22 protein-coding genes are annotated in these 20,981 nt (G+C 59.5%); 8 read left to right on the forward strand and 14 right to left on the reverse strand.

Annotated elements, in window-relative coordinates; genetic code table 11:
• Positions 1-52: 52 nt before the first annotated feature.
• From mnmE to BN1118_RS17840, 8 genes are all read right to left on the reverse strand, one after another.
• Positions 53-1,414 (reverse strand): tRNA uridine-5-carboxymethylaminomethyl(34) synthesis GTPase MnmE, encoded by a 1,362-nt coding sequence (gene mnmE, locus BN1118_RS17815; RefSeq protein WP_043557328.1) that lies wholly within the window; start codon positions 1,412-1,414, stop codon positions 53-55.
• Positions 1,415-1,503: 89 nt separating this feature from the next.
• A complete protein-coding gene (yidC, locus tag BN1118_RS17820) occupies positions 1,504-3,150 on the reverse strand; it encodes a membrane protein insertase YidC (RefSeq protein WP_043557329.1) in 1,647 nt (548 codons plus the stop codon).
• Between the two features lie 5 nt (positions 3,151-3,155).
• Complete coding sequence (yidD, locus tag BN1118_RS21370; protein ID WP_010635605.1) at positions 3,156-3,404, reverse strand: membrane protein insertion efficiency factor YidD; 249 nt, start codon at positions 3,402-3,404, stop codon at positions 3,156-3,158.
• Entirely contained in the window at positions 3,371-3,730 is a 360-nt protein-coding gene (gene rnpA / locus BN1118_RS21375; protein WP_042037151.1) for a ribonuclease P protein component, read from the reverse strand. The genes yidD and rnpA overlap by 34 nt, the downstream gene beginning before the upstream one ends.
• Positions 3,730-3,864 (reverse strand): 50S ribosomal protein L34, encoded by a 135-nt coding sequence (rpmH, locus tag BN1118_RS21380; RefSeq protein WP_005307156.1) that lies wholly within the window; start codon positions 3,862-3,864, stop codon positions 3,730-3,732. Before rpmH ends, rnpA begins: the two co-directional genes overlap by 1 nt.
• 269 nt (positions 3,865-4,133) lie before the next feature.
• Complete coding sequence (locus BN1118_RS17830; protein ID WP_043557334.1) at positions 4,134-4,868, reverse strand: amino acid ABC transporter ATP-binding protein; 735 nt, start codon at positions 4,866-4,868, stop codon at positions 4,134-4,136.
• Between the two features lie 12 nt (positions 4,869-4,880).
• Positions 4,881-5,549 carry an amino acid ABC transporter permease gene (locus BN1118_RS17835; RefSeq protein WP_122974194.1) on the reverse strand — a complete coding sequence of 223 codons (669 nt, stop codon included), beginning with the start codon at positions 5,547-5,549 and terminating at the stop codon, positions 4,881-4,883.
• Positions 5,550-6,308: an amino acid ABC transporter substrate-binding protein gene (locus BN1118_RS17840; protein ID WP_043557335.1), complete on the reverse strand. Its 759-nt coding sequence runs from the start codon at positions 6,306-6,308 to the stop codon at positions 5,550-5,552.
• 311 nt (positions 6,309-6,619) lie between these two features.
• Between BN1118_RS17840 and dnaA the strand changes: the two genes are divergently transcribed.
• The 4 genes from dnaA (at position 6,620) to gyrB (ending at position 12,694) form a co-directional block, all read left to right on the forward strand.
• The gene (dnaA, locus tag BN1118_RS17845; protein WP_043135284.1) at positions 6,620-7,990 is read left to right on the forward strand and encodes a chromosomal replication initiator protein DnaA; all 1,371 of its coding nucleotides are present in this window, start codon (positions 6,620-6,622) and stop codon (positions 7,988-7,990) included.
• 83 nt (positions 7,991-8,073) lie between these two features.
• Positions 8,074-9,177 (forward strand): DNA polymerase III subunit beta, encoded by a 1,104-nt coding sequence (dnaN, locus tag BN1118_RS17850; RefSeq protein ID WP_005319542.1) that lies wholly within the window; start codon positions 8,074-8,076, stop codon positions 9,175-9,177.
• A 2-nt stretch (positions 9,178-9,179) separates the two neighbouring features.
• Positions 9,180-10,283 carry a DNA replication/repair protein RecF gene (gene recF, locus BN1118_RS17855; RefSeq protein WP_043557336.1) on the forward strand — a complete coding sequence of 368 codons (1,104 nt, stop codon included), beginning with the start codon at positions 9,180-9,182 and terminating at the stop codon, positions 10,281-10,283.
• A complete protein-coding gene (gyrB, locus tag BN1118_RS17860; protein WP_043135282.1) occupies positions 10,280-12,694 on the forward strand; it encodes a DNA topoisomerase (ATP-hydrolyzing) subunit B in 2,415 nt (804 codons plus the stop codon). Before recF ends, gyrB begins: the two co-directional genes overlap by 4 nt.
• 193 nt (positions 12,695-12,887) lie before the next feature.
• Here gyrB and BN1118_RS17865 read toward each other — a convergent pair whose 3' ends face one another.
• The 4 genes from BN1118_RS17865 to BN1118_RS17880 form a co-directional block, all read right to left on the reverse strand.
• On the reverse strand, positions 12,888-13,268 hold the full coding sequence (locus BN1118_RS17865) for a VOC family protein (RefSeq protein WP_043557337.1): 381 nt from the start codon (positions 13,266-13,268) through the stop codon (positions 12,888-12,890).
• Positions 13,269-13,334: 66 nt separating this feature from the next.
• Positions 13,335-14,039, reverse strand: a complete 705-nt coding sequence (locus tag BN1118_RS17870; protein ID WP_043557338.1) for a helix-turn-helix transcriptional regulator — start codon at positions 14,037-14,039, stop codon at positions 13,335-13,337.
• 71 nt (positions 14,040-14,110) lie between these two features.
• Positions 14,111-15,070 (reverse strand): GlxA family transcriptional regulator, encoded by a 960-nt coding sequence (locus BN1118_RS17875; RefSeq protein WP_043557340.1) that lies wholly within the window; start codon positions 15,068-15,070, stop codon positions 14,111-14,113.
• A 90-nt stretch (positions 15,071-15,160) separates the two neighbouring features.
• Positions 15,161-15,931 carry an MBL fold metallo-hydrolase gene (locus tag BN1118_RS17880; protein WP_043557341.1) on the reverse strand — a complete coding sequence of 257 codons (771 nt, stop codon included), beginning with the start codon at positions 15,929-15,931 and terminating at the stop codon, positions 15,161-15,163.
• A 280-nt stretch (positions 15,932-16,211) separates the two neighbouring features.
• Between BN1118_RS17880 and BN1118_RS17885 the strand changes: the two genes are divergently transcribed.
• Together BN1118_RS17885 and BN1118_RS17890 are read left to right on the forward strand one after the other, a co-directional pair.
• Positions 16,212-16,625 carry an Hsp20 family protein gene (locus tag BN1118_RS17885; RefSeq protein ID WP_042873533.1) on the forward strand — a complete coding sequence of 138 codons (414 nt, stop codon included), beginning with the start codon at positions 16,212-16,214 and terminating at the stop codon, positions 16,623-16,625.
• 93 nt (positions 16,626-16,718) lie between these two features.
• Positions 16,719-17,156 (forward strand): Hsp20 family protein, encoded by a 438-nt coding sequence (locus BN1118_RS17890; RefSeq protein ID WP_043557342.1) that lies wholly within the window; start codon positions 16,719-16,721, stop codon positions 17,154-17,156.
• 57 nt (positions 17,157-17,213) lie between these two features.
• On the opposite strand, the gene BN1118_RS17895 is transcribed toward BN1118_RS17890, so the two are convergent.
• Positions 17,214-18,467: a valine--pyruvate transaminase gene (locus tag BN1118_RS17895; protein WP_043557343.1), complete on the reverse strand. Its 1,254-nt coding sequence runs from the start codon at positions 18,465-18,467 to the stop codon at positions 17,214-17,216.
• A 282-nt stretch (positions 18,468-18,749) separates the two neighbouring features.
• Between BN1118_RS17895 and BN1118_RS21385 the strand changes: the two genes are divergently transcribed.
• Positions 18,750-18,983 (forward strand): hypothetical protein, encoded by a 234-nt coding sequence (locus tag BN1118_RS21385; RefSeq protein ID WP_084214192.1) that lies wholly within the window; start codon positions 18,750-18,752, stop codon positions 18,981-18,983.
• Here the strand turns inward: BN1118_RS21385 and BN1118_RS17900 are convergent.
• Positions 18,913-19,737, reverse strand: coding sequence for an AraC family transcriptional regulator (locus BN1118_RS17900; protein WP_043557344.1), 825 nt, complete (start codon positions 19,735-19,737; stop codon positions 18,913-18,915). The genes BN1118_RS21385 and BN1118_RS17900 overlap by 71 nt on opposite strands.
• 92 nt (positions 19,738-19,829) lie before the next feature.
• Here BN1118_RS17900 and BN1118_RS17905 point away from each other — a divergent pair, with 92 nt between their 5' ends.
• The gene (locus BN1118_RS17905) at positions 19,830-20,957 is read left to right on the forward strand and encodes a multidrug effflux MFS transporter (RefSeq protein WP_043557346.1); all 1,128 of its coding nucleotides are present in this window, start codon (positions 19,830-19,832) and stop codon (positions 20,955-20,957) included.
• The last annotated feature ends 24 nt before the right edge of the window (positions 20,958-20,981 follow it).

Genomic DNA, 20,981 nt, shown 5'->3' on the forward strand with positions numbered 1-20,981 from the left:
GCACAAAAAAGCCCGGGATGAACCCGGGCTTTTCATTGTCTGTCGTACCGGTTTATTTACCGATGCAGAAGCTGGAGAAGATGCGGCCCAGCAGATCGTCGGAGCTGAACTCGCCGGTGATTTCGGAGAGGGACTCCTGCGCCAGGCGCAGCTCTTCGGCCACCAGTTCACCGGCGACATAGATTTCCAGCTGATCCCTGGCCACCAGCAACCGCTCGGCGGCGCGCTCCAGCGCATCCAGGTGGCGGCGGCGGGCCATAAAGCCCCCTTCTGTGTTGCCCTGGAAGCCCATGCAGGCTTTCAGGTGCTCGCGCAGGGCGGGCAGCCCCAGCTCTGTCTTGGCTGAGATGCGGTAGACGGCGTGGCCCAGCTCCTGGCTGGGCGCCAGATCTTCGCCGGTCAGGTCGGCCTTGTTGCGCACGACCGTGAGGCCGATGTTTTTTGGCAACCGATCAACAAATTCCGGCCAGATCTCCCGCGGGTCGATGGCCTCGGTCGTTGTGCCATCCACCATGAAGAGCACACGGTCGGCCTGTTCTATCTCGGCCCAGGCGCGCTCTATGCCGATCTTTTCCACCTGATCCTGGGTATCGCGCAGACCGGCGGTATCTATGATGTGCAGCGGCATACCATCCAGGTGGATGTGCTCGCGCAGCACGTCGCGGGTGGTGCCGGCTATCTCGGTGACGATGGCAGACTCGCGCCCGGCCAGGGCGTTGAGCAGGCTCGACTTGCCGGCATTGGGACGACCGGCGATCACCACCTTCATCCCTTCCCGCAGCAGGGCACCCTGTTTGGCTTCGCTGCGCACGCCGTCCAGCTCAGCCATGATGGCGTAGAGATCGCCTGCCACCTTGCCGTCGGAGAGAAAGTCGATCTCCTCGTCCGGGAAGTCGATGGCGGCTTCCACATAGATGCGCAGCCGGATCAGGCTCTCCACCAGTTGCTGGATTTTGCTGGAGAACTGCCCCTGCAGAGAGTGCATGGCGCTGCGGGCGGCCTGCTCGCTGGATGCTTCAATCAGATCGGCGATGGCCTCAGCCTGGGCCAGATCCAGTTTGTCGTTCATGAAGGCGCGCTCGCTGAACTCGCCGGGACGGGCAGGGCGCAGTCCCTTTATCTGCAGAATACGGCGCACCAGCATGTCCATGATGACGGGACCGCCGTGACCCTGCAGCTCCAGCACATCTTCGCCGGTGAAGCTGTTGGGGGCCTTGAACAGCAGGGCTATGCCCTGATCCAGCGGTTGGCCTTGCTCATCCTTGAACGGCAGATATTCGGCGTAGCGCACCCGGGGGCGCTTGCCGAGCACTATCTCGGCGACCTGTTCGGCGGCGGGGCCTGAGACCCGGACTATGCCAACGCCGCCACGGCCGGGCGCGGTGGCCTGGGCCACGATCGTATTTGTTGTCATCTTGCTTGGCTCATTTGCTCGGTAATTGGGGGACATTGTAATAAAAAAGGCGGCCCCAAGGCCGCCTCTTTTGTCATCAGGGGGGAAGATTAGCTGCGGGTGTGCAGGCCTTTCTTCTCCAGCTGACGATAGATGATGGTCTGCTGGGTAATGGAGATGACGTTGCTCACCAACCAGTACAGCGTCAGGCCAGCCGGGAACCAGAGGAACATGAAGGTGAAGATGATCGGCATGAACTGCATCACCTTCTGCTGCATCGGGTCTGTCACCGTGGTCGGGCTCATCTTCTGCAGATACCACATGGAAGCACCCATGAGGATTGGCAGCACGAAGAAGGGGTCCTTCACCGACAGGTCGGTGATCCACAGGGTGAACGGCGCGTGACGCAGCTCAACGGATTCCATCAGGGCCCAGTACAGGGCGATGAAGATCGGCATCTGCACCAGAATAGGCAGACAGCCACCCAGCGGGTTGACCTTCTCCTTCTTGTACAGCTCCATCATGCCCTGAGACATCTTCTGGCGATCGTCGCCGAAGCGCTCACGCAGTGCGGCCAGCTTGGGCTGCAGCATGCGCATCTTGGCCATGGAGGTGTACTGGGCCTTGGTCAGCGGGAACATGATGCCGCGCACCAGCAGGGTCAGCATTATGATGGCCAGACCCCAGTTCTGGACGAAACCGTGGAACACGGTCAGCAACCAGTGCAGCGGTTGGGCGATGAACCAGAGCCAGCCGTAGTCGACGGTCAGGTCGAGGTGGTTTGCCACCTTGGCCATCTGGTCTTGCAGCTTGGGACCCACCCACAGCTTGCTGGTCACTTCGGCCTGCTGGCCGGCAGCCACGTCTACCAGCGGCGCCTTGTAGCCAATGATGGCCTGGTCTTTACCAGGGATCACGCGGCTGTAGAAGCTGTTGGTATCGTCGGCATTCGGTGCCCAGGCAGAGACGAAGTAGTGTTGCAGCATGGCGACCCAACCACCCTTGGTGGTCTTGTTCAGGTCGGCATCCTTCATCTCGTCGAAGGTGTACTTCTTGTAACGGCTCTCTTCGCTGGAGAAGGCGCCACCACGGTAAGCACTGGCTACCATGGCGTGACCTTCCTGATCCTTGGGCGTGGTCACGGTCTGCTTCAGCTGACCGTAGAACTGCACCTGGACCGGCTCGGCGGATTTGTTGTCGATCTTGTAATCGACGCCAATCGCATAGTCACCGCGCTTGAGCACGAACTCTTTGGTGAAGACCACACCCTTGCTGTCGGTCCAGGTCATCGGTACGACGACTTGATCCTGACCATCGGCCAGCTGATAGCTGGTCTGGGTGGCGTCATAGGTGGGACGACCCTGGGCCTGGCTGTCAGGACCATCGCGACCCACCAGGCCGCTCTGGGCGACATAGAGGCGGTCAGGTTGACTGGTCAGCAGTACGAAGGATTGATCCTTGCCTTCTTCCAGCTTGTGGGCCAGCAGCTCGGCAGAAACGATGTCACCGCCCTGGGTGTCCAGGGTCAGCTTGAGCACGTCGGAGGAGACTGTGATCAGCTTGCGTGCGGCGTTCGCGTTGGCTTGCTCGGAAACCTGAGGAATATCACCGGTCTGACCGGCTTCAGGTACGAAATGTTCGGTTTGGGCCACGGTAGTCGGGGCCGGCTTCGGAGCCTTGTCAGACTCCCACTGTTGCCAGAGCAGAAAGCTCACGAACAGCAAACCGATCAGGATGAGATTGCGTTGTGATTCCATAGTCTTCAGTTTCTTCGCTTTGGTTGCGGAACCGGGTCATAACCACCCTCGGATAAGGGATGGCATTTTAATAGACGTTTGCTGGCTAACCAAACGCCTTTTATGAAACCGTGAAGTCGGATTGCTTCTATCGCAAATTGGGAACAAGTTGGCGTGAAACGGCAGCGCGGCCCGAGCAGAGGGCTAATGATTAGCTGATACAGGCGTATCAGTTTGACAGCTACCCATTGCAACGGCGTGACAGAGTGCGCCATAGCTTTTCCAGTAACTTGAACAGCTCCTCGTTATCCATCTCTTTGACGCCGCCCTTGGCGATCACGACTATGTCGATAGCGGGCAGGTTGGCTTGATTGAGACGGAAACTTTCCCGGACCACTCGTTTGACACGATTACGCCAGACGGCACGCTTGAGTGCTTTTTTGGGCACAGCGAGGCCAAGACGGGGATGTTCGAGGGTGTTGGGACAGGCGAGAAGAGTAATTTGCGGAGAAGCGGCCCGGACAGGCTCGGCGAAAACGCGTTTGAAGTGTTCGGGAGTTAACAGACGTAACTCCCGAGAGAAGGTGTGCGGCGTTGGCATTAAACTACCAGACGGGCACGACCCTTGGCACGACGAGCGGCCAGAACTTTACGACCGTTGGCAGTTGCCATGCGGGCGCGGAAACCGTGAGAGCGCTTGCGCTTCAGGTTGGACGGTTGAAAAGTACGTTTCATGATTCGATTCCGTATTTCTGTACAGTTTTGATTGTCACACTTAGCCGACGCGCCAGCTATAGCGTGTGACGACTAGCAAAAGAGGCCGAATTCTAAACAGAGTTCGGCTTTTAGTCAATCCGCCGTTCCCTCTCATCTTGCCCTGACTCATAAAGAAGCAGGAGAAGCTGGCAGGATCCGGAGGATCAAGGGCTCCGGATTATACTGGCAACCCGGGGTTAAACAAGGATCCTCCAATAAAAAAGGCGGCAAGGCCGCCAAAGAGAGAGCTATTTAAGCACTTTTCGCAAGAACTCCCGGGTACGGGGATCCTTGGGATCGACCAATATCTGATCCGGCGGGCCCTGTTCCACGATCCGGCCCCCCTCCATGAAGATCACCCGATCGGCAACATCACGAGCAAATTCAATCTCATGGGTCACCACCACCATGGTCTGGTGCTGGCGGGCGAGTTCCTTCATCAGCCCGAGTACCTCGTCGACCCACTCGGGATCCAGGGCCGAGGTGGGCTCATCGAACAGAATGACCTTGGAGTGAGCCGCCATGGCGCGGCCTATGCCGACCCGTTGCTGCTGGCCGCCGGAGAGGGACGCCGGGTAGGCATCCTGCTTGTCGGCAAGCCCTATGTCCTTGAGGATGCCCAGCGCGGTGGCGCGGGCCTCCGCCTTCGGCTGCTTCCAGACGGTGATCAGCCCCTCGGCTATGTTGTCGAGCGCCGTCTTGTTGGCGAACAGGGCATAGTTCTGGAACACGAAGGAGGCGCGCTTGCGCAGCTCGATGGCCTGCTGCTCGCTGGCGTTGGCCAGATCCAGCTGCAGGTCGTCGATGGCAAGGGTGCCTGCATCCGGGGTCTCCAGCAGGTTGAGGCAGCGCAGCAGGGTCGACTTGCCGGTGCCGGAGGGGCCTATGATGACCACTATCTCCCCCTTCCTGACCTCCAGATCTATGCCGTTGAGCACCTTGTTGCCGTGAAATGCCTTGGAGAGGCCGGTTAATTTGATCATCGCAGACCTCCCTTAATAGGCTCGGTTCAGGTGAATTTCCAGCAGGTGCTGCAAGCGGGTGAAGATGATGACCACCACCCAGTAGACCAGGGCCACCGCCATGAAGCTCTCGAAGAACTTGAAGGAGGAGGAGGCTTCCATCTGCGCCTTGCCCATGATCTCGGCCACTCCTAGGGTGAAGGCCAGCGAGGTGCTCTTGATCATGTCGATGAAGTAGTTCATCAGCGACGGGGTCGCTATGCGGGCCGCCTGCGGCAGTATGATCCGCTGCATCGCCTGGTAACGGCTCATGCCGATACTGAGCGCCGCTTCCATCTGGCTCTTGTGAATGCCCAGAATGGCGGCGCGGATCGACTCGGCCATGTAGGCGGCGAAGTGCAGGGTCAGGCCGACGATGGCGGCGGTAAAGGCATCCATCCCCACGAAGACGGGGAACAGTTGCGGCAGTCCGTAGTAGAGCAGGAACAGCTGGACGAGCAGGGGAGTACCTCGAAAGAACGAGATATAGAGCATCGCCAGCCAGTGGATCACGGGGACGCGAAACACCCGCACTATCGCCAGGGTCAGCGACAGTACGAGTGCCAATACGAATCCCCACAGAGCCATTTCCATCGTGGTGCCCAGGTATTTGAGCAGGATGGGAAACAGCCCTAGCGTGTACTCGAGGTCAAATTCCATCATTTATTTGTCGGTGATGTCGGAAGCGAACCATTTTTCGGAGATTTGACGCAGGGAGCCATCCTTGCGCATGGCGGTCAGGGCGTCGTCGACTTTCTTCAGTACGGCCTGTTTCTCCGGCGTCTTCAGGAAGGGCAGGGCGTTCTCGATGGTCTCGAACGGTGCGCCGGCCTGTTGCAGCGGCAGCTTGGATTCCTTGATCAGCTGGGCGGTGGAGACGCGGTCCATCACGAAGGCGTCGATGCGACCCAGGGCGACATCCTGCTCGAAGCTGGAGTCGTAGGTGCGGATATCGATCTTCTTGTTCGGGTCGTTCTTGCGCAGCAGCTCTTCGAAGTTGGAGCCGAGGTTGACCGCGACCTTCTTGCCTTCCAGATCCTTGATGCCGTGGATGGTGCTGTTGCCCTTGCGGACCACTATCTGGGCGCCGTCATAGACATAGGGCTGGGAGAAGGCGTACTTGGCCTTGCGCTCGTCGGTGATGGTGATCTGATTGGAGATGGTATCGACGCGGCCGGTTTCCAGCATGCCGAACAGGCCGGAGAAGCTGGCGGTCACGAACTCGACCTTGTAGCCGGTGCGCTCACCGATCTGGTTCCACATATCCACCTCGAAGCCCTGCAGCTTGTCCTGCTTGACGAAGGTGAACGGGAAATACTTGCCGGACATGCCGACCTTGATGGTTTCCTGGGCGATGGCTTGACCGGACAGGGCTGCCAGCAGAATGGCGGCACCGGAGACCAGCTTGATGGATGATGTCATGGGGATTCCTCTCTCTGTTGTTCTGTATTTTTAGTTGTAATCACTGGATTTGCGCTGATGTTATTGGAATAAAAGCCAAAGAATAAATGATATTTGGTTATATAAAATAACCGGTTCAGGTCTGGATCTTTGGTGCCATCCAGGATGGATCAGGCTGTGGGTAACTTTGGGGATGAAATCAGATCCAGCGGTGCTGGATCCTTGAAAGTCAAGGATCTTATTTGCCGGATCCGCAAGGTGGCGGCTAGAGATCCAGCCGCTAAAAACGTAGAATAGCCGGTCTTTAGTTAATCAATTGACGGGAGTTTAGAGTGACTGCTTCGCTATGGCAGCAGTGCCTTAACCGGCTGCAAGATGAGTTGCCCTCGGCAGAATTCAGCATGTGGATCCGGCCGCTTCAAGCGGAGTTGAGTGACAATACTCTGACCCTGTATGCACCGAATCGCTTTGTTCTGGACTGGGTACGAGACAAGTATCTCATCCGGGTTAACGGCATCATCAATGAACTCTGTGGGGTCGATGGCCCCACCCTGCGTTTTGATATAGGTAATCGTCCCCATCCCGTCGCGGTCGCAAGAGCGCCGGCGCGTGGTGCTGCGCCTGTGAATAACTTGCAGAAGAGCTGGGAAAGCAAGGCTGAAGCCAAGCCTGAGCCGAACCACAAAAGCAACACCAACGTGAACTATACCTTCGAGAACTTCGTTGAGGGTAAGTCTAACCAGTTGGCCCGCGCGGCTGCCCGTCAGGTAGCCGACAACCCGGGTGGCGCTTACAACCCGCTGTTCCTCTATGGCGGCACCGGCCTGGGCAAGACCCACCTGCTGCACGCCGTTGGCAACGCCATCAAGGAGCGCAAGAAGGACGCCAAAGTCATCTACATGCACTCCGAGCGGTTTGTGCAGGACATGGTGAAGGCGCTGCAGAATAACGCCATTGAAGAGTTCAAGCGTTATTACCGTAGCGTCGATGCCCTGCTCATCGATGACATCCAGTTTTTTGCCAACAAGGAGCGCTCCCAGGAGGAGTTCTTCCACACCTTCAACGCGCTGCTCGAAGGCAACCAGCAGATCATCCTGACCTCGGATCGCTATCCGAAGGAGATCAATGGTGTCGAGGATCGCCTCAAGTCCCGCTTCGGCTGGGGCCTGACGGTGGCGATCGAGCCGCCGGAGCTGGAGACCCGCGTCGCCATCCTGATGCGCAAGGCGGATGAGAACCAGATCCACCTGCCGGACGAAGTGGCCTTCTTTATCGCCAAGCGTCTGCGATCCAACGTCCGTGAACTGGAAGGCGCCCTCAACCGGGTGATCGCCAACGCCAACTTCACCGGTCGTGCCATCAACATAGATTTCGTGCGCGAAGCGCTGCGGGACTTGCTGGCGCTGCAAGAGAAGCTGGTCACCATAGACAACATCCAGAAGACGGTGGCGGAGTATTACAAGATCAAGCTGGCGGATCTGCTGTCCAAACGCCGCTCACGCTCCGTTGCCCGTCCACGCCAGCTGGCGATGGCACTGGCCAAGGAGCTGACCAACCACAGTTTGCCGGAGATAGGTGATGCCTTTGGTGGCCGTGACCACACTACCGTTCTTCATGCCTGCCGCAAGATAGAGCAGCTGAAGGAGGAGAGCCACGACATCAAGGAAGATTATTCCAACCTGATCCGAACCCTTTCCTCCTGATAACAACGGTGAGTGGACAGATGCAGCGCGAATATTCCAACCTGATTCGAATCCTTTCGTTCCGATAACAACGGAGAGCACAGATGCAGCTCGAAATTAGCCGTGAGGCCCTGTTACGTCCTCTGCAACTGGTGTCCGGTGCCCTGGGTGGCCGGCCGACCCTGCCGATCCTCGGCAATGTCCTGCTTGATGTCAGCCAGGGTCTGCTGTCGCTGACCGGCACCGACCTGGAAGTTGAGATGATAGGTCAGGTCTATCTCAATAATGAGAGCCAGGATGGCCGCACCACAGTGCCGGCGCGCAAGCTGCTGGATATCTGCCGCGGCTTGCCGGAAGGGGCGGACATCCGCCTCAACACCGAAGGCGAGCGCCTGATCATCCGTTCCGGTCGTTCCCGCTTCAACCTGTCGACCCTGCCGGCCAGTGAATACCCGAATATCGAGGATTGGGAATCCGTGCTCGAATTCGACATAGGCCAGCTGGAGCTGAAGAAGCTGATCGATGCCACCCAGTTCTCCATGGCCAGCCAGGACGTGCGTTACTACCTGAACGGCATGCTGTTCGAGAGCGAGGGCCACGGCCTGCGTACCGTGGCGACCGACGGTCACCGTCTGGCGACTTGCCGTCGCGAGGTAGTGGAAGAATCGCTGCCCGATCATCAGGTTATCCTGCCCCGCAAAGGTGTGCTTGAGCTGGTGCGCCTGCTGGAAGCGGAAGACAAGCCGGTACGGCTGCAGATCGGTCGCAGCAACCTGCGCGCGGCGCTGGACGGCTTCATCTTCACCTCCAAGCTGGTGGATGGCCGCTTCCCGGATTGGCGTCGGGTTATCCCGCGCAACAGCGACAAGGCCCTGATCGCCGGTCGTGAGGATCTGCGCCAGGCGTTTGCCCGCGCGGCCATCCTCTCCAACGAGAAATTCCGTGGGGTGCGTCTCAATCTGCAGGAAAACCTGCTGCGCATTACCGCCAACAACCCGGAACAGGAAGAAGCCGAAGAGCTGCTTGACGTACAATACGAGGCCAGCGAGATGGAGATAGGTTTCAACGTCTCTTATGTGCTGGACGTGCTGAATACGTTAAAATGTGACCAAATTCGGATTAGCCTGAGCGATTCCATCAGCAGTGCCATTATTGAGGATTTTGATCATCAGGATGCTCAGTACGTGGTGATGCCGATGCGGATCTAGTCGTGGCCCTGGTCAAACTCCAGCTCAGCGACTTTCGCAATATCCAGCAGGCCAGTCTCAAGCTGTCCCCCGGCCTCAACATCCTGGTCGGGTGCAATGGCAGCGGCAAGACCAGCGTGCTGGAAGCCATTCACTACCTTGGTCTCGGTCGCTCCTTTCGTACTCACCTGACCGGGCGGGTCATCCGCCAGGGGGAGCGGGCCTTTACCCTGTTTGCCCAGTGCGAACTGGAGGGGCGTCAGGTGCCCATCGGACTCGCCAAGGACAAGAGTGGCGAGACCCAGCTCAAGATAGCGGGGGCCCAGGCCCAGCGACTGGCCGATCTGGCCGAGCTGTTGCCGGTGCAGTTGATCCATCCCGATGGCTTCAACCTGCTGACGGGCGGGCCCCAGGCTCGCCGGGCCTGGCTGGATTGGGGCGTCTTCCATCAGGAACCGACCTTTTTCTCCCTGTGGGGACGAGTGCGGCGTCTGCTGAAACAGCGCAATGCGCTGCTGCGCCAGAGCACCCAGTATCGCCAGCTGGCGTTCTGGGATCAGGAGCTGGTGCGGCTCGGGGGTGAACTGGCCGAGTTTCGCGCCAGTTATTGTCAGGCCATTACGCCCCTGATCAAGGAGATGACGGCAGATTTTCTGCCGGAATTCGACATCAGTCTCGGTTTCTATCGGGGCTGGGAGAAAGATACTCCCCTCGGCGACTTGCTGGAGGCGGGGTTTGAGCGGGATCGTTCGCTGGGTTACACAGGGGTAGGCCCACAGAAGGCCGATGTGCGACTCAAGGCGAACGGTGTGCCCGCTCAGGATATTTTGTCCAGGGGTCAGCTGAAGTTGTTGGTCTGTGCCATGCGACTGGCCCAAGGGCTCTATTTGAATCAACATAGCAGCCGTGGCTGTATTTTTTTAATTGACGATTTTGCCTCTGAACTGGATGTCGACAAGCGCCGCTTGCTGGCCGCAAGGCTGAAGCAGTGTGCGTCCCAGGTGTTTATCACCGCCATCGATACCGGTCAGCTCGCAGACATGATGGATGCGAATGACTGCAAGTTGTTCCACGTGGAACAAGGCAAGATCTCCGAAACGTTAGAGAAGGCAGAGAGTAAGCTATGAGTGAAAATACTTACGACTCCTCGAATATCAAGGTACTGAAGGGCCTGGATGCGGTCCGCAAGCGCCCGGGGATGTACATCGGCGATACGGATGATGGCTCAGGTCTGCACCACATGGTGTTTGAGGTCGTCGATAACTCCATTGACGAGGCTCTTGCTGGCTACTGCTCCGATATTCTGGTCAAGATCCATTCCGACGGTTCTGTTTCCGTGCGTGACAATGGCCGGGGTATCCCGGTAGACATGCACGAGGAGGAGGGCCGCTCCGCCGCAGAGGTCATCATGACCGTACTGCACGCCGGCGGTAAGTTCGATGACAACTCCTACAAGGTGTCCGGCGGCCTGCACGGCGTGGGCGTCTCAGTGGTTAATGCCCTCTCTGACAAGCTGTTGCTGACCATACGTCGCAACGGCCATGTCTACGAGCAGACCTATCACCTGGGTGAGCCGCAGGCGCCGCTCAAGCAGATTGGCGACAGCAGCAGCGGCACGGGTACCGAGGTGCGCTTCTGGCCGAGCCCGACCATCTTTACCGATACCCTGTATCACTACGAGATCCTGGCCAAGCGTCTGCGCGAGCTCTCCTTCCTCAACTCCGGTGTCTCCATCCGTCTGCAGGACGAGCGGGATGGCCGTGAGGTGCATTTCTGCTACGAGGGCGGTATCAAGGCGTTCGTTGAATACCTGAACCAGAACAAGACCCCGATCCATCCCAAGGTGTTCCACTTCTCCACAGAGCAGGACGGCATCGGTGTCGAAGTCGCCATGCAGTGGAACGATGCCTATCAGGAAGGGGTTTACTGCTTCACCAACAACATCCCGCAGCGGGATGGTGGTACTCACCTGGTGGGTTTCCGCACCGCGCTGACCCGTACCCTCAACACCTATATGGACAAAGAGGATTACAGCAAGAAGGCCAAGTCGGCCGCCAGTGGCGACGACGTGCGTGAAGGTCTGATTGCGGTCATCTCGGTCAAGGTGCCGGATCCCAAGTTCTCTTCCCAGACCAAGGACAAGCTGGTCTCTTCCGAAGTGAAGACCGCCGTTGAACAGGCGATGGGTGAGAAGCTCGGCGAGTTCCTGCTGGAAAACCCGGGCGATGCCAAGATAGTGGTCAACAAGATCATCGATGCGGCCCGTGCCCGTGAAGCGGCCCGCAAGGCGCGCGAGCTGACCCGCCGCAAGGGTGCGCTGGACATCGCCGGCCTGCCAGGCAAGCTGGCAGACTGCCAGGAGAAAGACCCGGCCCTCTCCGAACTCTACATAGTGGAAGGGGACTCTGCTGGCGGCTCCGCCAAGCAGGGTCGCAACCGCAAGAACCAGGCCATACTGCCGCTCAAGGGCAAGATCCTGAACGTGGAGAAGGCCCGTTTCGACAAGATGATCTCCTCGCAAGAGGTGGGCACCCTGATCACGGCCCTGGGCTGCGGCATAGGTCGTGACGAGTACAACCCGGACAAGCTGCGCTACCACAACATCATCATCATGACGGATGCGGACGTCGATGGTGCGCACATCCGTACCCTGTTGCTGACCTTCTTCTATCGTCAGATGCCGGAGATCATCGAGCGTGGCTACATCTACATAGCCCAGCCGCCCTTGTACAAGGTCAAGAAGGGCAAGCAGGAGCAGTATCTGAAAGACGAAGATGCGCTGCTGCAGTACCAGACCGCCATGGCGCTGGATGGTGCTACCCTGCATGTCAACGAGTCTGCCCCGGCCATAGGTGGCGAGGCGCTGGAGCGTCTGGTCAACCAGCACCGTGCCGTGTCTCACCTGATCACCCGCATGTCCCGCCGGGCGCCGGATGCCGTGTTGACCCAGCTGATCTATCAGCCTGAGTTGAACGAAACCCTGCTGGCCAGCGAGAGCGACCTGCTGGCCTGGTGTCAGGCAATGGAAGCCGTGCTCAACGAGAGCAACCACGGTATCCAGTACCAGATCCAGGTGCGTCGTGATGAAGAGCGCCGCCTGTTTGTGCCGCATGCCGTGGTACGTCAGCACGGGGTCGACCGTGAATACGCGATCAGCTACGACTTCCTGCAGTCCGGTGAGTACCGTCAGCTGGTTTCCCTCGGCAAGGAGATCGCCAACCTGATCGAGGAAGGTGGTTTCATCAAGCGTGGCGAGAAGGTCAAGCCGATTGCCAACTTCGTGGAAGCGGTCGACTGGCTGATGAGCGAAGGCAAGCGCGGCATCTACATCCAGCGCTATAAAGGGCTGGGCGAGATGAACCCGGACCAGCTGTGGGAAACCACCATGGATCCGGAAGCACGTCGCATGCTGCGCGTCACCATAGACGACGCCGTTGGTGCCGACCAGCTCTTCTCCACCCTGATGGGTGATGCGGTCGAGCCTCGTCGTGACTTCATCGAGACCAACGCCCTGCGGGTCGCCAACCTCGACGTCTAATCGACCTAGTCAGTCAGACAGCAAAAAGCCGCTCCTTGTGAGCGGCTTTTTTACATCTGTCGTCAGCGGAATAGCATTATCCGTTCCCTCTCGGGATGAAGGCCTGCCCTGGATTGTCTCGCCTCGTCATGGATGTTCCACGTGAAACATCGCGCCCTCCGACCATTGCCAACCACGCACCTGTGGCCGTTTATCATGTGCCCAGTTCGGGTGCCGGGCAGTAGAGGCGCAGTCGATGGCCGTCGGGATCAAGCGCCATGCCGGTGTAACCAAATTCCAGTCGGATCGGCGACTGGCTGATGGTGAGGCCGCGAGCCTGCCATTTCGCAAACTCGGCATCGACGCTGGCATCATCTGGCAGAGGGAAGGCCAGCTCCATGGCTCCGGCTCCTTGCGTGACCTTGGGCTCAACCGTGGCACTGGACCAGAGCGCCAGCCTGGCGCCCGACTCGAACACGAACATGGCGAAGGTGGGGGATTCCTCCACCGGCGAGCGACCAAACAGCTCGCGATAGAAGCGGGCACTGTGAGCCGGATTAGCGACATAGAGGATGGTGAACTGGGGAACAAGCATGGTGACACTCCTTGTTTCGGGGATGGCGCATCTGCGCCGACCCCGTCAGCATGGCGCCACCCACTGTCAGTTTCTGTCAGCAATGAATTGTGGCTGCGGGATCTGCTGGGTGGCGCGCCACTCCTTGAGCAGGATAGTCCGGCTCCTGGGATAGCCGATCTCCTCCAGCTTCAGATGGCTGATGCGATCCACCCGGAAGTGGCGAAAGTCCTGCCGCAGCTCGCACCAGGCCACCAGGACCCGCACCTGCTCGAAATAGCCGAGGGCAAATGGCCAGACGGTGCGCTTGGAACTCGTTTCCCTCAGATCGCGATAGCTCAGGGTTACCTTGCGCTGTTGACGGATGGCACTGCGCAGGGGGGCCTCATCGGTGCAGACGTCGCTGCGGGATGAGCCGATCAGCAGGGTATTGGCGTGGAGCTGCTGGCGGTACTCGGCGGGCAGCACGGCTTCGATCTTGGCCAGCGCACTGCGGGCACCTGCACTCAGGGCGCTGTCGGCATGTTCGGCCACCCAGCGGGAGCCCAGCACCAGGGCTTCCAGCTCCTCTTCGCTGAACATCAGCGGTGGCAGCATGAAGCCGGGTCGCAGCACATAGCCGATACCGGGCTCACCCTCGATATGCGCCCCCTGGGATTGCAGGGTCGCTATGTCCCGGTAAAGGGTGCGCAGGCTGATGCCGAGCCGGCTTGCCAGCTCTGTGCCTGTGATGGCGTAACGGTGACCACGCAACAGCTGGAGCAGGGCCAGCAGACGTTCGGAACGGGACATGGCATGGCTCCTTGGGATCTGCGGTTAGGGTGCCATGTTTGGGCGAGCCGGAACAGGGTGAGGTGAGAGGCTCACTCCCTGCTGCCACGAAAAGACCGCCGCCATTCGCTCGGCGAAACCTCGAAGCGGGCCCGAAAGTGCTGGCGCAGTGAGGTGGCTGTCTTGAAACCCACCAGTTCGGCGATGCGTTCTATGGGGTGGGTGCTGGCTTCCAGCAGCTCCTGGCAGCGCCTGAGCCGCTCGATCAGCAGCCACTCTCCGACGGAGAGGCCGGTGGCCTGATGAAAGCGGCGGGTAAAGGTGCGCCGACTCATCAGGCTGTGGGCCGCCAGGCTGTCGAGGGTATGCGGCTCCGACAGGTGGGCTCGCAGGTGATCGAGCAGCTGGTTCATCCTGGCATCCCGGGTAGAGGCGGAGACCGGCTGCTGGATGAACTGGGCCTGGCCACCTTCCCGGTGGGGCGGGATCACCAGTCGTCGTGCCACCTGGTTGGCGATGGCACTGCCATGGTGCTGGCGTACCAGATAGAGGCAACAATCCAGCCCGGCAGCTGTGCCCGCCGAGGTGACCAGCCCATCGTCATCCACATAGAGGGCGTTGGTATCGAGCCGCACGCAGGGAAAGCGGCGGAGGAAATCCTGCTCGTACTCCCAATGGGTCGAGGCCTTGCGTCCATTGAGCAAGCCGGCATAGGCGAGCACATAGGTGCCGAGGCAGAGTCCCACCACCTGGGCCCCTCTGGCATGAGCCGCCATCAGGGCATCCAGCAGTGGCTGGGCCGGGCGCTCGGCCGGGTCGCGCCAGAAGGGAATGACTATGATGTCCGCCTCGGCCAGGGCCTCCAGCCCATAAGGTGCCTGGATGCTGAACCCCTGTGACGAATGCGAGCTGGCCTTGCCATCCCCGGCACAGAGCCTGAGTTCGAACAGGGGCTGACCCGGCAGTATGTCGCCGAAGATGAGGCAGGGCACTGAGCAGTGAAAGGGGCTGAAGTGGTCGAAGGCCACGACGGCAACTATCGGGATGGGCATGACGCTGGCCTCCTCTTTGCGCGATGAGCAACCATGATATGCGCTGGCAGCTGAAAGCCGAAGGGCCATGCGGATGCATGGCCCCAGTTATCACAGTGAAAGCGTGTCGCCATCTTCCGGCACCCGCACCCGATCCGCCATGTCGTGCTCGGCCAGATAGTCGTGCAACTCCTTGCGTGACAGCACGGCATGATTGACCGCCTCCATGTGGCTGGCAATCAGGGTGGCCTGTGGCGCAGCCTGATAGACGGCCCGCACATCCTCCTTGCTCATGATGATGGAGCCCAGCCCCGGCACCTGGGCATCGCCACAGTTGAGGATGATCACATCAGGCCCGTGTTGTCGCAGGCTCTGTGCGACCATTTCGTTCCAGACGGTATCACCCGCCAGATAGAGGGTTTTCTCTTGCGGGTGGGAGAAGACCACACCGCACACCTCACCCAGCCGCTCGGCCAACACCGCCATGACCTGATCGTTGCCGTGTTGCCCCTCGGTCTGCTGCAGGCGGATGCCGGCAAATTCGGCCTGCTCGCTCAGCAGGCGCACATCCTTGAAGCCGCTGGCGCACATGGTGTCGGCATCTTTCTGATGTTGCACAAACAGCGGGAGATGCTTGGGGATCTGCTGCTGAGCGACCGGGTCCCAGTGGTCCAGGTGATCGTGGGTGACGATCACCGCATCCACATCGAGTATCTCCGCCAGGGGCAGAGGCAGCTCGACCAGCGGGTTGCGCAGGTGGCTGTTGGCTGTTCCGGCGAAGGCGGGCAGCGTGCCCTTTGCTGCCAGCATGGGGTCGATCAGAAAGCGGGTGCCGGCGTAGTCGATCAGCAGGGTGGCGTTGCGAACCTGGGTAATCTGCATTGTGTAGCTCCGTGATAGCGGCGAGGTGTGCAACCAGTATGACGGGGGATGCGGGGAGCCATGAGTGGCCCGCGGGTCGATTATCGATCCTATCGGGCCAGCTGAACGATACAGTTGTGCGTCGGACAAACTCGAAAAATTTCTTTGATTCTCGCCCTTGAAAGCAAAAAGCCGGACCCTATATAGATAACAAGGCCGGAACGCTCAACAGAGGTTTCGACCAGACGCCCGTCCGACAGGAGGGCAAACCATCCGTTATCGCTCACAAGAGGGTAATACTATGCGTTCTATCGACTTTTCTCCGCTCTATCGTTCTGCCATCGGTTTCGATCGTCTGGCCAATCTCATCGAATCTGCGGCCAGCAATGGCAATGCCGGATATCCCCCCTACAACATAGAGCAGCTGGGTGACAACGACTACCGCATCAGCATGGCGGTGGCGGGCTTTACCCAGGAAGAGCTGGAGTTGAGCTTTCAGGAAAATCTGCTGACGGTGAAGGGCAGCAAGCAGGCCGAGACCGACCGCAACTACCTGTATCAGGGCATAGCCGAGCGGGGTTTCGAGCGTCGCTTCCAGCTGGCCGACTATGTGCGGGTGAAGGGTGCCGACCTGAAGAACGGCCTGCTGCACGTCGAGCTGGTGCGTGAGGTGCCGGAGGCGATGAAGCCGCGCAAGATCGAGATCAACGGCTAACGCCCGATTTGAATCCATTTTTACCAAGCTTTCCGGGTGCCGATGGCGGGCCCGTGGAAATAGAAACCTGTTGCTTATTAGAAGGATAGGATTATGCGTAACCTTGATTTTTCTCATCTCCATTCCAATGCCGTCGGCTTCGAGCGGATGGCCCGTGAGCTGGAAGGCCTGTTTGACCAGAAGGCGGTAGCCTATCCCCCTTACAACATCGAAAAGCGCGATCACGACGGCTATCGCATCACGGTCGCGGTGGCCGGTTTCGAGCGCGAAGAGCTGGAACTGGAGACCGAAAACGGTACCCTCAAGGTGAAGGGGCGCAAGGCAGCCTCTGATGAACGCCAGTTCCTCCATCAGGGCATTGCCGAGCGTGACTTCGAGCTGGCCTTCAAGTTGAGCCAGCACGTGGAGGTGCAGGGCGCCAGGCTGGAGCATGGTCTGCTGACCATAGATCTGGCGCGCGAACTGCCGGAGGCACTCAAGCCTCGCGCCATCCCCATCGGCAAAGCCGAGCCGCTGGCGCTGCCAAACTAAGCCATGAGAAATGAAAAAGGCCTGCGATTGCAGGCCTTTTTGTTTTTGGTTCGCAGGTCAGTTGCTGCCGTAGAGGTAGTTGATCTCGTCCGCCAGTATGGCGATGCCACGGCGCACCAGCTCCTCGCTCTGGGAGTAGTTGAGGCGGATACACTCCTGGCTGTGGCGCCACTTGGGGTCGTCGATGCCGGGGAAGAAGTAGTGACCCGGCACTATCAGCAGGTTCTTCGCCTTCAACCGCTCATAAAGTTCCTGGCAGTGAATGGGCAGACCTTCGAACCAGAGCCAGAGGAAGAGGGCGCCTTCCGGCTTGTGGATGTGGAAGCGCGGATCCGGGATCGCCTCACGCAGCAGCCGTACCGCCAGCTCGGCCTTCTGCCGGTAGAAGGGTTTCACCACCTGCTCGCTCAGGGTGATGATCTCGCCACTTTCTATCATGGGGATGGTGATGGCGGGTCCCAGGCTGCCCGGCGCCAGGTTGATGATGCCGCTCAGGTTGGTGATGGCCTGAATGATCTTCTCGTCGGCGATGACGATGCCACAGCGAGTACCCGGCAGTCCCAGCTTGGAGAGGCTCATGCAGAGGATGGTGTTGGCGTTCCAGAACGGCTTGGCCTCGCTGAAGATGATGCCAGGGAAGGGCACGCCGTAGGCGTTGTCGATCAGCAGCGGAATGCCCTTGTCGCGGGCTATCTGATCCAGATGCTCTATCTCGTCATCGGTCAGCACGTTGCCAGTCGGGTTGGTCGGACGGGAGACGCAGATCACCCCTATATCGTCGCCCACCTGCAGGCTCTCGAAATCCACGTGGTATTTGAACTGGCCATCGGGCAGCTTCTCCATGGTGGGTTTGTACGCCACGAAGTAGTCATCGGTGAGGGCTGAGTCGGCGTAGCCGATATATTCGGGGGCCAGCGGGAACAGCACCTTCTTCTTGCGGCCATCGGCGAACTCGCCGGCCAGCAGGTTGAACAGGTAGAAGAAGGCATTCTGGCTGCCGTTGGTCAGGGCGATATTGCGAGAGGTGATATCCCAGCCGAGCTCCTTGCTGAGCAGGGCGGCCAGCGCCTTGGTGAACCTGTCCTTGCCCTGGGGGCCGTCGTAGTTGGCCATGGCTTTGACCAGTTCGCCATTGTCGAGCAGGTTTTTGGCTTCGGTTTGAAAGCGCTCCAGCATGGCGGGGATCGGGGCCGGATTGCCACCACCCAGCATGATGGCGTCCGGATTGGTCAGCCCCTGATTAAGGTCATCCATGAGTTGGGTAATGCCGGCGTGGCGAGTGAACTTCTCGCCGAACAAGGAAAATTCCATTCGGTGACGGATCCAGAGTCAGTTACGGGGATGTAGCACCATAGCTCAGTTTAAAAGCGGGTGTCGATCAAAATAACGGGACGTTCCACGTGGAACATGACTCGGGAATACGCCGTGGTAAAAAATACCATTTATGGGTTTAAAAATGACCACCTTGCTACCCAGATAAGACACAAATGGGGGCTTTTGATTGATTAATTCAAGCAAAATCATCTAGTTATAAATATGGCACAAGTATTGGAATAGCTATCAGGTCATCTCAACCATACCGGAGCACACCAGATGAAAACCCTGATCGCCACCCTGATAATGAGCACACTGAGCCTGAATGTGATGGCAACTGAAAACCCCAGGCCCGAGCTGGATACCGCCCAGCTGGATCAGGCTATCCTGGCTCAGCAGCAGGAGGCATCTCATGCCGTTGTGCTGGATGCCATCAGCAACCTCAAGCCACTGGCGCTGGATACCCTGGTGGTGGAGGTGAGTTCGGCCGATGCGACTCACCCTGGGAGTTGAGATGGCGCAGGGGAGTCTGCCCCGTATGCTGTCTGAAGAAGCTGATGAAGGCGCTGTCGCTGGAGAACTCCAGCGAAGCGGCCACCCGGCTGATGGGCACGTCCTCGGCCAGCAGTTCCATGGCGCGCAGCAGACGCCACTGCTGGCGCCAGGCCTGATAGCTCATGCCTGTGTCTCGCATGAAGATGCGGCCTATGGTCTTGTCACTGGCACCCACCCGTCCGACCAGCCGGTTGAGCCGATCGGGCAGGGTGTCGCCCCGTTTTACCTCCTGCAACCAGGCCGTCAGGCGCGGATCTGCCGGTAGCGGCAGTTGCCAGGATTCCCGCGGCGCTTGCGCCAGCTCCTCCATGAACAGCGCCAGCATCCGGCTCTGCTCCACCTCCGGTTTCTCCCATGGCCAGAGTGCCATTCGTTCTATGATCTCCCGCAGCAGCGGGTTGACCGCCATCACCTGCACACTGGCTGGCAGCTCGGGTTGTGGCCGGAAGTAGAGGGAGCGATAGGCCACCACACCGCGCATCAGCACTCTGTGGGGAGTGCCCGCCGGCAGCCAGGCTGCCCGGCTGGGTGGCAGCAGACAGACCTGGTTCGCCAGCTCTATGCTCATGCAACCCGCCTGGGCAAACAGCAACTGATGGCGCTGATGCTGATGCAGGCCCGAGTCGTGCCAGCCGAGCGCGGAGGCAATGCCGATCACGCTGCCAGCCAGGCTGTCCGGGTCAAAAGGGTGATCGGGGAGAATAAAGGCCATGTGTCCGATTATTGATGTTTATAGTCCTGCTTATTGTAATCGGACAGTCGGCATCTCTCTAGAATAACGACCTCTTGTGAAGGAGGTTTGTCATGAACAACAAGTTGCCACCGCTCTGGCTGGTGGTTGGATTGATGATGTTTCCCCAGATAGTGGAGACCATCTACAGCCCTGTGCTGACGCATATCGCGAGCCAGTTCAGGGTAAGCGACGGGCAGGCATCCCAGACCCTGTCGGTCTATTTTCTGGCGTTTGCCGTGGGCGTGGTCTGTTGGGGGCGGCTCTGCGATCTGATCGGGCGACGTCCCGCCATGCTGGCGGGTCTGTTCACTTACGGGCTCGGCACCTTGCTGGCATTGCTGGCCAACCAGTTTGAGGTGTTGCTGCTGGCCCGGGTCATCTCGGCCTTTGGGGCCGCCGTGGGATCCGTGGTGACCCAGACCATGCTGCGCGACAGCTACCAGGGCAGCGATCTGGCCCGCGTCTTCTCGGTCATGGGGGTCGCGCTATCACTCAGCCCCGTGCTGGGACTGGTGAGCGGCGGCCTGTTGGCCGAGCAGTTTGGCTATCTCGGTGTCTTCAGCGGCTTGCTGGTGCTGGCCCTGATGCTGGGGGGGATCGCCGGCTGGCGGCTGCCAGAAACCCGTCCCGTGATGACCACTCGGGTTGCCCTCTGGCCATTGGCATGCCGCATGGTGCGGGATGGCGGACTCTGGCGCAGCGCCCTGCTGGTCGCCCTGTTCAATACCATGCTGTTTGGCTACTACAGCCTGGCACCGTTTCTGTTTGCCGGATTGGGATTGAATGCCAGCGAGTTTGGCTATTCCGGCCTGGCGTTGGCGCTGGCGACCTTGATCGGCAGCCTGCTGAACCGGCGTTTGCTGGGCATGGGCTGGTTGCCATCAGCGCTGATCCGGCTGGCCTCTGTGCTGGCGCTGGGGGCTGGGGTTGCCGTGTGGGCAGGTCAGGATTCGCTCTGGTTCCTGCTGCCCATGATGGGAGTCGTGGTGGCCTTTGGCATCGCCATCCCCAATGTGTTGAGTCAGGCCTTGCTGTCTTATCGGGAGGTGGCTGGCAGTGCCGGTGCCCTGTTCGGACTGGCCTACTACCTGCTGCTCAGCCTGGGATTGGCGCTGGCGGCCGCTTTGCAGGATCTGGGTCTGCTGCTCCTTGGCTGCGGCCTGTTGGCCGTACTGTGCAGCGGCCGGCGTTCCACGTGAAACATCAGCTGTCGATAAAACGGT

Origin of the sequence: Aeromonas bestiarum (assembly GCF_000819745.1) — a bacterium.
In the GTDB taxonomy this organism is placed as follows: domain Bacteria; phylum Pseudomonadota; class Gammaproteobacteria; order Enterobacterales; family Aeromonadaceae; genus Aeromonas; species Aeromonas bestiarum.

Excerpts from the sequence above, each read along its gene's own strand:
- mnmE (WP_043557328.1), bottom strand. The coding sequence starts at position 1,414 with ATGACAACAAATACGATCGTGGCCCAGGCCACCGCGCCCGGCCGTGGC.
- yidC (WP_043557329.1), bottom strand. The coding sequence starts at position 3,150 with ATGGAATCACAACGCAATCTCATCCTGATCGGTTTGCTGTTCGTGAGC.
- yidD (WP_010635605.1), bottom strand. The coding sequence starts at position 3,404 with ATGGCGCACTCTGTCACGCCGTTGCAATGGGTAGCTGTCAAACTGATA.
- rnpA (WP_042037151.1), bottom strand. The coding sequence starts at position 3,730 with ATGCCAACGCCGCACACCTTCTCTCGGGAGTTACGTCTGTTAACTCCC.
- rpmH (WP_005307156.1), bottom strand. The coding sequence starts at position 3,864 with ATGAAACGTACTTTTCAACCGTCCAACCTGAAGCGCAAGCGCTCTCAC.
- BN1118_RS17830 (WP_043557334.1), bottom strand. The coding sequence starts at position 4,868 with ATGATCAAATTAACCGGCCTCTCCAAGGCATTTCACGGCAACAAGGTG.
- BN1118_RS17835 (WP_122974194.1), bottom strand. The coding sequence starts at position 5,549 with ATGATGGAATTTGACCTCGAGTACACGCTAGGGCTGTTTCCCATCCTG.
- BN1118_RS17840 (WP_043557335.1), bottom strand. The coding sequence starts at position 6,308 with ATGACATCATCCATCAAGCTGGTCTCCGGTGCCGCCATTCTGCTGGCA.
- dnaN (WP_005319542.1), top strand. The coding sequence starts at position 8,074 with ATGCAGCTCGAAATTAGCCGTGAGGCCCTGTTACGTCCTCTGCAACTG.
- gyrB (WP_043135282.1), top strand. The coding sequence starts at position 10,280 with ATGAGTGAAAATACTTACGACTCCTCGAATATCAAGGTACTGAAGGGC.
- BN1118_RS17865 (WP_043557337.1), bottom strand. The coding sequence starts at position 13,268 with ATGCTTGTTCCCCAGTTCACCATCCTCTATGTCGCTAATCCGGCTCAC.
- BN1118_RS17870 (WP_043557338.1), bottom strand. The coding sequence starts at position 14,039 with ATGTCCCGTTCCGAACGTCTGCTGGCCCTGCTCCAGCTGTTGCGTGGT.
- BN1118_RS17875 (WP_043557340.1), bottom strand. The coding sequence starts at position 15,070 with ATGCCCATCCCGATAGTTGCCGTCGTGGCCTTCGACCACTTCAGCCCC.
- BN1118_RS17880 (WP_043557341.1), bottom strand. The coding sequence starts at position 15,931 with ATGCAGATTACCCAGGTTCGCAACGCCACCCTGCTGATCGACTACGCC.
- BN1118_RS17885 (WP_042873533.1), top strand. The coding sequence starts at position 16,212 with ATGCGTTCTATCGACTTTTCTCCGCTCTATCGTTCTGCCATCGGTTTC.
- BN1118_RS17890 (WP_043557342.1), top strand. The coding sequence starts at position 16,719 with ATGCGTAACCTTGATTTTTCTCATCTCCATTCCAATGCCGTCGGCTTC.
- BN1118_RS17895 (WP_043557343.1), bottom strand. The coding sequence starts at position 18,467 with ATGGAATTTTCCTTGTTCGGCGAGAAGTTCACTCGCCACGCCGGCATT.
- BN1118_RS21385 (WP_084214192.1), top strand. The coding sequence starts at position 18,750 with ATGAAAACCCTGATCGCCACCCTGATAATGAGCACACTGAGCCTGAAT.
- BN1118_RS17900 (WP_043557344.1), bottom strand. The coding sequence starts at position 19,737 with ATGGCCTTTATTCTCCCCGATCACCCTTTTGACCCGGACAGCCTGGCT.
- BN1118_RS17905 (WP_043557346.1), top strand. The coding sequence starts at position 19,830 with ATGAACAACAAGTTGCCACCGCTCTGGCTGGTGGTTGGATTGATGATG.